At 41.1% G+C, this 11,680-nt stretch carries 10 protein-coding genes; 4 read left to right on the forward strand and 6 right to left on the reverse strand.

Features of this window, described 5'->3' with window-relative positions; all coding sequences use genetic code 11:
• The first annotated feature begins 117 nt into the window (after window positions 1-117).
• From L3V38_RS10325 to L3V38_RS10335, 3 genes are read left to right on the forward strand one after another with little or no spacing between them, the layout of a single operon-like run.
• On the forward strand, window positions 118-2,040 hold the full coding sequence (locus tag L3V38_RS10325) for a PrkA family serine protein kinase (RefSeq protein ID WP_237119362.1): 1,923 nt from the start codon (window positions 118-120) through the stop codon (window positions 2,038-2,040).
• Window positions 2,041-2,066: 26 nt separating this feature from the next.
• Window positions 2,067-3,353: a YeaH/YhbH family protein gene (locus tag L3V38_RS10330; RefSeq protein WP_130151414.1), complete on the forward strand. Its 1,287-nt coding sequence runs from the start codon at window positions 2,067-2,069 to the stop codon at window positions 3,351-3,353.
• A gap of 20 nt (window positions 3,354-3,373) precedes the next feature.
• Entirely contained in the window at window positions 3,374-4,888 is a 1,515-nt protein-coding gene (locus L3V38_RS10335; RefSeq protein WP_130151413.1) for a SpoVR family protein, read from the forward strand.
• A 119-nt stretch (window positions 4,889-5,007) separates the two neighbouring features.
• Here the strand turns inward: L3V38_RS10335 and L3V38_RS10340 are convergent, their stop codons facing one another.
• Complete coding sequence (locus L3V38_RS10340; protein ID WP_130151412.1) at window positions 5,008-5,976, reverse strand: diguanylate cyclase; 969 nt, start codon at window positions 5,974-5,976, stop codon at window positions 5,008-5,010.
• Between the two features lie 4 nt (window positions 5,977-5,980).
• Window positions 5,981-6,985: a response regulator gene (locus L3V38_RS10345; protein WP_130151411.1), complete on the reverse strand. Its 1,005-nt coding sequence runs from the start codon at window positions 6,983-6,985 to the stop codon at window positions 5,981-5,983.
• A 205-nt stretch (window positions 6,986-7,190) separates the two neighbouring features.
• On the opposite strand from L3V38_RS10345, the gene tpx reads away from it, so the two are divergent.
• Window positions 7,191-7,772, forward strand: coding sequence for a thiol peroxidase (gene tpx / locus L3V38_RS10350; protein WP_130151410.1), 582 nt, complete (start codon window positions 7,191-7,193; stop codon window positions 7,770-7,772).
• A gap of 59 nt (window positions 7,773-7,831) precedes the next feature.
• Here tpx and adk read toward each other — a convergent pair whose 3' ends face one another.
• The 4 genes from adk to L3V38_RS10370 all read right to left on the reverse strand — a co-directional run bounded on the left by adk (window position 7,832) and on the right by L3V38_RS10370 (window position 11,674).
• Complete coding sequence (adk, locus tag L3V38_RS10355; protein WP_237119363.1) at window positions 7,832-8,476, reverse strand: adenylate kinase; 645 nt, start codon at window positions 8,474-8,476, stop codon at window positions 7,832-7,834.
• Window positions 8,477-8,654: 178 nt separating this feature from the next.
• Window positions 8,655-10,568, reverse strand: a complete 1,914-nt coding sequence (gene htpG / locus L3V38_RS10360) for a molecular chaperone HtpG (RefSeq protein WP_237119364.1) — start codon at window positions 10,566-10,568, stop codon at window positions 8,655-8,657.
• Between the two features lie 160 nt (window positions 10,569-10,728).
• Window positions 10,729-11,337, reverse strand: coding sequence for a recombination mediator RecR (recR, locus tag L3V38_RS10365; protein WP_130151408.1), 609 nt, complete (start codon window positions 11,335-11,337; stop codon window positions 10,729-10,731).
• Between the two features lie 10 nt (window positions 11,338-11,347).
• Entirely contained in the window at window positions 11,348-11,674 is a 327-nt protein-coding gene (locus L3V38_RS10370) for a YbaB/EbfC family nucleoid-associated protein (RefSeq protein WP_016707773.1), read from the reverse strand.
• Window positions 11,675-11,680 lie beyond the last annotated feature (6 nt).

Below are 11,680 nucleotides of genomic sequence, written 5' to 3' on the forward strand. Positions count from 1 at the left end.
CAATTAAATTCTTAATTTTCTTGCGCAAAAAGTCAAAATCGTGACTAAGCTTTAAATAACCTTTGCTTTTCTCTTAATCTAATTACACGTCATTTTAGCGGGTTTTCGGAGGTCTCTATGAGTATTTTTGAGCATTACCAATCACGATACGAAGCAGCGCAAGAAGAAGAATACAGTATTGAGGAATTTCTCGAGATCTGTAAAAAGGATAAATCAGCTTATGCCAGCGCGCCTGAGCGGCTTTTAATGGCCATCGGTGAGCCTGAAATTATCGATACATCAACCGATGCGCGCTTAAGCAGGCTATTTTCAAATCGCGTTGTTGCACGCTACCCTGCCTTCCACGATTTTTATGGGATGGAAGATGCAATAGAGCAAATCGTTGCGTACTTAAAACACGCAGCTCAGGGTTTAGAAGAGTGCAAGCAAGTTCTCTATCTACTTGGTCCGGTGGGTGGTGGTAAATCATCAATCGCTGAAAAGCTTAAATACCTGATGCAGCAGGTGCCTATTTATTCAATTAAAGGCTCGCCTGTTAACGATCACCCTCTGGCATTATTTGACCCAAATGAAGACGCTGAGCTTTTAGAAAAAGAATACGGTATTAAACCGCGTTATTTAAAAACAGTGATGTCGCCATGGGCTGCAAAACGTTTAAGCGAATTTAACGGTGACATTAGCCAATTTAGAGTGGTCAAGCGCTTTCCATCCATTTTAAACCAAGTCGCAATTGCTAAAACAGAGCCCGGCGATGAAAACAATCAAGACATTTCAGCACTCGTTGGTAAAGTCGATATTCGCCAACTTGAACACTTTGCACAAAATGACCCCGATGCATATGCCTACTCGGGTGCGCTTTGTTTAGCAAACCAAGGCTTAATGGAGTTTGTGGAAATGTTTAAAGCACCCATCAAGGTGCTACACCCACTGCTTACTGCAACGCAAGAAGGTAACTATAATGGGACTGAAGGTATCAGTGCCTTACCGTTTAACGGCATGATTTTAGCTCACTCAAATGAATCTGAGTGGCAAACATTCAAAAACAATAAAAACAATGAAGCATTCTTAGACCGTGTTTACATCGTCAAAGTACCTTATTGTTTACGTGTTTCTGAAGAGGTTAAAATTTATAATAAACTGCTTGAAAATAGTGAATTACACGATGCACCATGCGCACCTGGCACATTAAAAACACTGGCGCAATTTACCACGCTTTCGCGAATGAAAGAGCCTGAGAACTCAAGTATTTATTCAAAAATGCGAGTATATGATGGCGAAAGCTTAAAAGACACCGATCCGAAAGCTAAGTCGTATCAAGAGTACCGCGACTATGCCGGTGTTGACGAGGGCATGACAGGGCTTTCTACCCGCTTTGCGTTTAAGATTCTATCGCGGGTATTTAACTTTGATACCACTGAAGTGGCTGCAAACCCTGTACATCTATTTTATGTACTTGAGCAGCAAATTGAGCGTGAGCAATTTACTGCCGATGTTGAAGAACGTTACTTAAGCCACTTAAAAGGCTACCTTATTCCTCAGTATGTGGAGTTTATTGGCAAAGAGTTACAAACGGCCTATTTAGAGTCTTACTCTGAATACGGGCAAAACATCTTTGACCGCTACGTCACTTATGCAGATTTTTGGATCCAAGATCAAGAATACCGTGACCCAGATACTGGCCAGCTATTTGATCGCGCGGCACTTAACGCAGAGCTTGAAAAGATTGAAAAACCTGCGGGTATTTCAAATCCGAAAGACTTTAGAAATGAAATAGTCAATTTCGTACTGCGTGCCCGTGCACACAATCAAGGCAAGAATCCGCTTTGGACCAGTTACGAAAAACTTCGCACGGTTATTGAAAAGAAAATGTTCTCAAATACCGAAGATCTCCTACCGGTTATTTCCTTCAATGCGAAAACTTCGGCTGAAGATCAGAAAAAACACGAAGACTTTGTCAATCGTATGGTTGAGAAAGGCTATACCCAAAAACAAGTACGTTTACTTTCTGAATGGTATTTACGCGTTAGAAAATCGCAGTAAAAAACGTTTGTTTTAAGGGGGTTGTTATGGCGCATTTTATTGACCGACGCCTGAATGGAAAAAACAAAAGTACCTTGAATCGTCAACGGTTCATCAGGCGTTATAAAAAACAAATTAAAGAAGCGGTATCTGATGCCATTAATAAGCGCAGCGTAACCGATACCACCAGCGGCGAGAGTATCTCGATTCCGCAACGTGATATCAGTGAGCCTATTTTTCATCAAGGACGTGGTGGCGACCGTGAGCAGATCCACCCAGGTAATGACCAATTTTCTACGGGCGACAAAATCAAGCGCCCGCAAGGAGGCGGTCAAGGGGGTGGTAGTGGCGAAGGTGAAGCCAGTGATTCAGGTGAAGGACAAGACGACTTTGTGTTCTCTATTTCAAAAGATGAATACCTAGATTTATTGTTCGAAGATCTTGAACTACCTAACCTGCAACAAAATCAGCTCGATAAACTGGTGCAGATGAAAACCCATCGTGCTGGTTTTTGTAACGACGGCATGCCTAGCAATATTGATATTGTTCGTTCACTGCAGGGGTCACTTGCTCGCAGAGTAGCGATGACCGCTGGCAAAAAACGTCATCTTGCTGAGCTTGAGGGTCAGTTAGCCTTATTACAAGCTGAAGAAGAGCCAGATAAGGCCGCAATTGCTTTACTTGAACGGCAAATCGAGGAGCTACAAAGCCGTATTAAAGCAGTGCCCTTTATTGATAATTACGACTTACGTTTTCGTAACTATGAAAAACGACCCCACCCTACAAGCAAAGCCGTGATGTTTTGTTTAATGGATGTGTCAGGCTCAATGGATCAAGCGACTAAAGACATGGCGAAACGCTTTTATATTTTGCTGTATCAATTTTTAACCCGTAGCTACAAAAATATAGAGGTTGTCTATATTCGTCATCATACCCAAGCTAAAGAGGTGGATGAACAGGAGTTTTTCTATTCTCAAGAAACCGGTGGCACCATCGTATCGAGTGCATTAAAACTGATGAACGAAATCATTGCTGAACGCTATAACCCTGAGGAATGGAACATTTACGCAGCGCAAGCCTCTGATGGTGACAATTGGGCAGACGACTCGCCAAATTGTGGCGAAATTTTACGTAATAAACTGTTAAAGGCGGTGCGCTATTACGCCTATATCGAAATTACCGCCCGTGCTCATCAAAGTTTATGGCGTGAGTATCAATCTATAGCGCAAACCCACGACAATTTTGCAATGCAACATATCCGTGGCGTCGAGGACATTTACCCTATTTTCCGTGAATTATTTAAAAAGAATCGTCAGCAGCAAGGCGCCGCATAGCCTTGCGAGTGAGGTAAAGTATGGCCGATAAACGTATTAGCGATGGTCCTGATTGGACATTTGATTTATTAGCAGAATATCAAACTGAGATTGAACGGGTAGCGAACATTTATAAGCTCGATACTTACCCGAATCAAATTGAAGTAATAACCGCTGAGCAAATGATGGATGCCTATTCGAGTGTGGGTATGCCGATTGGTTATAGCCACTGGTCGTATGGTAAAAAATTCATTCAAACCGAACAAAACTATAAACGTGGGCAAATGGGTCTTGCTTATGAGATTGTTATTAACTCAGACCCGTGTATTGCCTATTTAATGGAAGAAAACACCCTACCAATGCAAGCTTTGGTGATGGCACACGCTTGCTATGGTCACAACTCATTTTTTAAAGGCAATTACCTTTTTAAAACCTGGACTGATGCCAGTTCAATCATCGACTACTTATTATTTGCCAAAAATTATATTGCTAAGTGCGAAGAAAAATATGGCATCAATGAGGTTGAGAATCTCATCGACTCCTGTCATGCCTTAATGAATTATGGTGTTGACCGCTATAAACGCCCGCAACGTATTTCGCTATACGAAGAGCAAAAGCGCCAGCAAGAACGTGAAGATTACTTACAATCGCAGGTCAATGAACTGTGGCGCACTATACCTACTTCACAGCAAGAATCTAAAAAACGTGAGCGTCGCTTCCCAGAAGAGCCGCAAGAAAATATCCTGTATTTCATTGAAAAAAATGCGCCACTACTTGAGTCATGGCAACGAGAAATCATTCGTATTGTGCGTAAAATTTCGCAATACTTTTACCCACAAAAACAAACACAAGTGATGAATGAAGGCTGGGCTACGTTTTGGCATTACACCATTTTGAATCACCTGTACGATGAGGGTAAGCTCACCGACGCCTTTATGCTCGAGTTTTTACAAAGTCACACCAATGTGGTTTATCAACCGCCCTACAACAGTAATTATTATTCAGGGATTAACCCCTATGCGCTTGGTTTTAACATGATGGTTGATATTCGCCGCATTTGTGAGAACCCGACTGAGGAAGATAAAAAGTGGTTTCCAGAATACGCGGGCAGTGATTGGCTGGAAACACTCCACTTTGCAATGCAAAACTTTAAAGACGAGAGTTTTATAAGTCAGTTTTTATCGCCAAAAATTATCCGTGATTTTAAGCTCTTTACCATTATCGATCACGAAAAAGAACCAACGCTTAATGTCGGTGCTATTCATGATGAAATAGGTTACCACCAAGTAAGAGAGACGCTTTCAGCCCAATATAACCTAAGCAATCACGAGCCTAATATACAAATTTATAATGTTGATATAAGAGGCGATCGCTCACTCACTTTGCGCTATGTGCCTCATAACAGTATCCCCCTTGCTAAATCTAAAGATGAAGTATTAAAACATCTTTATAGATTATGGGGCTTTAAGGTAAAACTAGAGCAAGAGTCAGCAACTGGTGAGGTATCTGTAATAGGTGAGTGCCCCGCAAGTGATACAAGGCATGCTACAGAGTAGCTTGGGCTATTTATAAGTGCAGACTCTCGCGACTGGTTTGTTAAAAATGAAGGTTAACGTATGCAACCTTTAAGCTTAAAATTAGTTGGAATTTTAAAAGACTAAAGCGCTAAACACCTTTAGTCTTTTAAATCTGAATAAGCTGTTACTTTGTTTCGACCATTTTCTTTTGAATGGTAGAGCGCGTTATCTGCCGCTTCAATCCATTTTTCATAGCGGTCAAACTTTTCGTCGAAACAAGCAAAACCAATGCTTACAGTTAGTTTTATTTGCTGTTCTTTGTAATAGATTGACGAGTTCTCAATTAACTCACGTAACCTTTCAGCAAATATAACAGCACCATCATAATCGGTATCCAATAGCGTAATGGCGAACTCTTCCCCACCATAACGGCCTGCTAAATCGGTTTCTCGAAGGGTTTTGCGCAGTAAATCGGCAACATGGCGTAACGCTTCATCTCCGCCGCTGTGTCCATGTTCATCGTTGACGTTTTTAAAATGATCAATATCAAACATCAATAATGTACTGCAACCACCACTTCGAACAATTCTCATGTATTCTTTGCGAAGCTTTTGTTCCCAAAACCCGCGGTTTGTAAGTTGCGTTAATGCATCTGTACGGCTCATTAATTCAAGTTTTGAGTTTGCTTCTTCAAGCTCTTTTTTATTAACTGCTTCGTCAGTAACATCGTAAATAATGATACAAATGTGAGAAACTTCACCTGTCGTCGTGGTCAGCGGTATAAAAGTCGCGTTTTGATACATATGATCCGCTTTGCCGGTAATAGGTCGATAGTTTTTAAAACGGAAAATATACGGTTGCTGCTCCCATATAGTGAATGAGCGATTGTTAAGAATAAATACCGACTCAGATTTACTTCGAAACCACTTTTCATCGATTGATGGAAACAAATCGAACAGATCTCTATCTTTCACCGCACTTGGTAATAGCCCAGAATGGTTCTCCATAAAGCCATTCCAAATACACACTTTATAGTCCCTGTCGAGCACCACAAGGCCTACATCAACTGTATTAAACATATCCATTAACCAATGGAGTTCATTCATATTAAAGTCGGCTGCTGGCATAAGTTTAATCTTCTAGTAAATAAGCTACTTTATATTTTAAGGTCTTCAACGAGTCCTCGGTGAATAGCAACATCAAATCACAATTAATATTATGATTTTCAATGCCGTAGCTGATCTCAATGGCCAACGTTCGTTGCCAACGAGATTTATTAGCTTTGACTAAGTCAGAGACATCACAGTGTTGACCAAGAACAACGGGGTGTCCTTGGCTAAAGCGCATATCAAGCTGCTTAGAAAGCCCTGATAAAATAGCACCAATTAGAATGTTGCTGACGTCCATTAATAATTCAAGCTCAACTTTATTGTTTAACTCACCTTCATAGTTCATCAATGAGGCGATTTCTTTAAAGCTTGAATCATTTAAAAGAAGCAACGCTTCACCTGATACCCCACCACCAATAAAACCCTGGCAAACACCAGACGTTGAGGCATTGGCATCAATAGAACGAAGTGCCATATCCAGCTCATTTACTTCTAAGACATTCACATTAGGAATAGGCAACTTGACAAACACATTGAGTAAACGCGCGAGTAAGTCACCTGCCTGACCCATCGCTACATTTGTAAGTTCTTGATATATATCTCGTACATCAGGATCAACCTGCTCACCTAACTTATTTGCTAAACGCTCACGCATGGCTTTATCTTTAATACCATGATGCTCAATGATATTGGCGAGCTTTTCAGGTGAACAAGGCTTTTGAATAAAGTCGATAGCCCCTAACTCAAGGACACGTTGATGTGCATTAGGTTGAATATCGCCGGAGACAACGACTGTTAGAACATGCAGCCCTTGCTCTTGAATGGCTTGAAGAACTTCATAACCATCCATTTCGGGCATGTTTAAATCCAGAAATAATATTTCTGGTTGGAGTTTCTTAATTTGCTCGATGCAATGAACTCCATTTTCTGCAAATTCAATTTTGATATCCCAATCATCTGGTAAAGAGCGCGCTAATTGCCTACGCGCTAATTTTGAATCATCACATACTAATACCGATGTCGACATACACTCTCTCTAAATCCGCACTTTTTAACTAGTCAGAAAAGCAAAATACTAACTTTATTATTGTTATTATTAATAAAAATTGGGCTGCGTATACATGTTAATCAAACTACCCTTTATTTACAATTTTAAATTACTGTAAACCTTGGAGCTATTAACTCAGTATAATACACTGATGTAAAATGCGTTAATTTGAAGGAATGAAGTTATGATACGCCCATTGATATTTGCACTTGGCTCACTATGTACATTTAGTTACGCAAGTGAGTTACCAGAAAACACGCTTGATGCAGGTAAAGTATCTGCTCAATCAAAACCAGTTACTTTACTAGGTCAAGGTGTTGAAGTTGGTCAACAAGCACCTAATTTTAAAGTAGTAGATGATAGCTTTACACCTGTCACTCTAAATGACTACAAAGGCAAAGCAGTACTTATTAGTGTAGTGCCAAGTTTAGATACCGGTGTATGCAGTATTCAGACTAAACACTTTAATGAAAAAGTAGCTGCCGAATACCCTAGTATCGCGATGCTAACTTTAAGTGCTGATTTACCGTTTGCGCAGAAGCGCTTTTGTAAAGCGGAGAATATAGACAAAGTGACGGCACTCTCGGACTCTGTGTGGCGTAATTTCGGCGAGCAATATGGTTTAATTATTAAAGATATGGGTTTATTAACTCGCGCCGTATTTGTTTTAAATGACGAGCACAAAATCGTATACAAACAACTTGTCGATAACTTATCGAAAGAGCCTGATTACAGTGGTGCAATTGAGGCTTTAAAAAAGCTTTAAAGTTACATTAAGCAAAAAACCGCCAAAGGCGGTTTTTTATTGCTCAGTTAATCCTAAGATTAACCAAGTAACTCACCAAGTTGTTGGCTTACTGTTTCAACAGCTTGTGTACCGTCTAATTTATGGTACTGCGTGTTACTTGCTTTTGCTTCAGCTTGGTAGTAATCAACTAATGGTTTAGTTTGGTCATGGTAGATACCTAAACGTTTACGCACTGTTTCTTCAGTGTCGTCATCACGAATGATTAGATCTTCACCAGTGATGTCATCTTTGCCATCAACTTTAGGTGGGTTGTAAACAACATGGTATACACGACCAGAACCTGGGTGTACGCGACGACCGCCCATACGTTCAACGATGATTTCGTCAGCAACGTCAAATTCGATAACGTGGTCAACTACCACGCCATTTTCTTTCATTGCATCTGCTTGAGGAATAGTACGAGGGAAACCATCTAGTAAGAAACCTTTTTCGCAATCTGGCTTAGCAATACGCTCTTTAACTAGACCGATGATAATTTCATCAGACACTAATTGACCTGCATCCATTACTTTTTTAGCTTCAAGACCAAGTGGTGTACCTTCTTTAATTGCTGCACGCAGCATATCGCCCGTAGAAATTTGTGGAATACCGTATTTGTCCATCAAAAACTGAGCTTGAGTACCTTTACCTGCACCCGGCGCGCCCAAAAGAATAATGCGCATATCATTGTCCTCTGTGTGATACTAATCTTAAAAATGGTCGATCAGTGGAGTTTTGTTTTTAAAGCCTGAATTCTTCCACAACTGAGGCTATACCTCAAGTAACTTATACCAATTGCCTATATTAACGGCAATAAAAAGGGAGCCTTGCTCCCTTTCCCAACTCATTCAGCTAAAACGCTTATTTGCTTATATCTAGCATGAGTTTGTTTAAGCGAGTTACAAAGCCAGCAGGGTCTTTTAGTGTACCGCGCTCAGCGAGTAATGCTTGATCTAGAAGTACGTGTGACCACTGGGCAAACTTGTCTTCATCTTGCTCAACATTTAAGTGTTTAACAAGCTGATGCTCTGGGTTAAGCTCAAAAATTGGCTTTTGCTCAGGCACTGTTTGACCAACAGATTCCATTAATTTTTGCATTTGTGAGCTCATATCGTGCTCATCTGCAACAACACATGCAGGCGAGTCAGTTAGACGATGCGTAAAGCGTACGTCTTTAACGTTATCACCTAGGGCTGTTTTAATACGCTCAACTAGGCCAGCAACTTCTTTTTCTGACTCTTCTTGTGCTTTTTTCGTTTCTTCGTCATCCATGTTGCCTAAATCTAAGTCACCACGGGTAATTGACTGGAATGATTTTTCGTTGAACTCTGTTAAGTAGCTCATCATCCACTCATCAACACGGTCGCTTAGAAGCAATACTTCGATGCCCTTTTTACGGAAGATCTCTAAGTGTGGTGAGCTCTTCGCTGCGGCGAATGAGTCTGCAACTACATAGTAAATTTTATCTTGCTCTGGCTTCATACGCTCAATGTATTGTTCAAGCGATACATTTTGTGTGCTTTCGTCGGTGTGTGTAGAAGCGAAACGCAGTAGCTTAGCAATGGCTTCTTTATTAGCCGCATCTTCAGCAGGGCCTTCTTTTAACACCTGACCAAACTCATTCCAAAAAGATTGGTAATCTTCTTCACGGTTTTTCGCCATTCGCTCAAGCATTTTAAGTACACGCGATGTACAACCTTTACGGATTGCTTGCGTTACTTTGTTGTCTTGCAATATTTCACGCGACACGTTTAGTGGTAAGTCGTTTGAATCAAGTAAACCTTTCACAAAACGTAAGTAGCTTGGCATGAACTGCTCAGCGTCATCCATGATGAAAACGCGTTGCACATACAGTTTTAAACCTGATTGACGCTCACGGTTCCATAAATCGAAAGGTGCTTTTTTCGGGATGTATAACAAGCTCGTGTATTCTGTTTTACCTTCAACCTTGTTATGTGCCCAGCTTAGTGGCTCTTCCCAATCATGGCCAATGTGCTTATAAAACTCTTTGTACTCTTCGTCTGTGACTTCTGACTTATCGCGAGTCCATAATGCAGTTGCGCGGTTAATACCTTCCCACTCGCCTGGCTGTGCTGGAATTTTCTCGCCGTCAGGCCCTTCAGATTCAGGTACTTCTGCTTTATACATTTCAACTGGAATAGAAATGTGGTCTGAGTATTTAGTCACGATGCTACGTAAGCGGAATTCATCAGCAAACTCTGTTTCGTCTTCACGAAGATGAAGGATGATTTCCGTACCACGTGATGGTTTATCAATCTCTTGTAATGTGTACTCACCTTCACCCGCAGATTGCCATTCAATACCTTGGCTTTCACCCGCTTTACGCGTACGCACTGTTACTTTATCAGCAACGATAAATGCTGAGTAAAAACCAACACCGAATTGACCAATCAATTGTGAATCTTTGCTTTGATCACCTGTTAGGTTTTGAAAAAACTCTGCGGTGCCAGATTTTGCAATTGTACCTAGTGAATTGATCACATCTTCACGGCTCATACCAATACCGTTATCGGTAATGGTTACTGTGTTTGCGTCTTTATCTGCACTGATACGTACTTTTAAATCTGCATCATTTTCGTATAAATCGCCATTTGAAAGAGCTAGGAAACGCAATTTATCTGCTGCATCTGACGCGTTTGATACAAGCTCACGTAGGAAAATCTCTTTATTAGAGTAAAGAGAGTGAATCATCAGGTTTAATAGTTGTTTGACTTCTGTTTGAAAGCCTAATGTTTCTTTTTGTGCTGCAGTCATTGTGTAAATCTCCAATTAACAAAGTGTCTTATCTGCACTATGACTCTTTATATGGGGCAGGCTTTTTGAACTTCAAGGCAAAAAGCTAAATTTACGGGTAAAATAGCGGATAGACACAAAAAAGCCTGCATGAAGCAGGCTTTTGATACCATTTTCGGTATTAGTTTTGGTTTACAGCGCGTCGTCCGCTAAAAGCATGCATTAGGGTCATGCCATCAAGTAAATCGAGCTCACCACCAACAGGGACACCGTGAGCAATACGGGATGCTCCTACCTGATACTTATGACAAAGCTCAGCAATGTAGTGGGCTGTGGTTTCCCCTTCAACACTTGGGTTGGTTGCGAGGATCACCTCATTAATGCCGCCTTGTTGCAACTTGCTTTCAAGAATATCAAGGCCAATCTCTTTTGGTCCTATGCCGTCGATTGGCGACAAGTGACCCATTAAAACAAAGTAAAGACCTTGGTATTGACCAGTTTGCTCAATAGCCAGCACATCGGTTGGTGATTCGACCACACATAATAAACCACTATCTTGACGTTTAACACTTGAACATATATCGCACACGGGTTGCTCGGTAAAAGTACGGCACGACTGACAATGCCCTACTTCATCCATGGCTTTAGTCAATGCATGACCAAGCTGCTTGCCACCTTGACGGTCTCGTTCAAGCAAATGAAAAGCAATGCGCTGTGCCGACTTAGGACCAATGCCAGGTTGGCATCTTAGTGCTTCAATCAGCTGTGTTAAACTAGGCGATAGTTGCATATAGAGTCACTTAGAAAGGCATTTTCATACCTGGTGGTAATTGCATACCGCCAGTTACTTTGCTCATGCGCTCTTGTGTTTCTTCTGCAACACGGCGTACAGCATCATTACACGCTGCCGCAAGCAAATCTTCGATCATGTCTTTGTCGTCTTCCATTAGGCTTTCATCTAATTCAACACGACGTACATTGTGGTTACCAAGCATAGTTACTTTGACTAGGCCTGCACCAGCTTCACCTACTACTTCTAGGTTAGCGATTTCGTCTTGGGCTTTTTGCATGCGCTCTTGCATTTGCTGCGCTTGCTTCATCATGTTACCCATTCCACCTTTAAACATAACTGT

This window comes from Pseudoalteromonas sp. L1 (assembly GCF_021728095.1).
Taxonomy (GTDB): Bacteria; Pseudomonadota; Gammaproteobacteria; order Enterobacterales; family Alteromonadaceae; genus Pseudoalteromonas.

Excerpts from the sequence above, each read along its gene's own strand:
- L3V38_RS10345 (WP_130151411.1), bottom strand. The coding sequence starts at position 6,985 with ATGTCGACATCGGTATTAGTATGTGATGATTCAAAATTAGCGCGTAGG.
- L3V38_RS10370 (WP_016707773.1), bottom strand. The coding sequence starts at position 11,674 with ATGTTTAAAGGTGGAATGGGTAACATGATGAAGCAAGCGCAGCAAATG.
- recR (WP_130151408.1), bottom strand. The coding sequence starts at position 11,337 with ATGCAACTATCGCCTAGTTTAACACAGCTGATTGAAGCACTAAGATGC.
- L3V38_RS10325 (WP_237119362.1), top strand. The coding sequence starts at position 118 with ATGAGTATTTTTGAGCATTACCAATCACGATACGAAGCAGCGCAAGAA.
- htpG (WP_237119364.1), bottom strand. The coding sequence starts at position 10,568 with ATGACTGCAGCACAAAAAGAAACATTAGGCTTTCAAACAGAAGTCAAA.
- L3V38_RS10330 (WP_130151414.1), top strand. The coding sequence starts at position 2,067 with ATGGCGCATTTTATTGACCGACGCCTGAATGGAAAAAACAAAAGTACC.
- L3V38_RS10340 (WP_130151412.1), bottom strand. The coding sequence starts at position 5,976 with ATGCCAGCAGCCGACTTTAATATGAATGAACTCCATTGGTTAATGGAT.
- tpx (WP_130151410.1), top strand. The coding sequence starts at position 7,191 with ATGATACGCCCATTGATATTTGCACTTGGCTCACTATGTACATTTAGT.
- adk (WP_237119363.1), bottom strand. The coding sequence starts at position 8,476 with ATGCGCATTATTCTTTTGGGCGCGCCGGGTGCAGGTAAAGGTACTCAA.
- L3V38_RS10335 (WP_130151413.1), top strand. The coding sequence starts at position 3,374 with ATGGCCGATAAACGTATTAGCGATGGTCCTGATTGGACATTTGATTTA.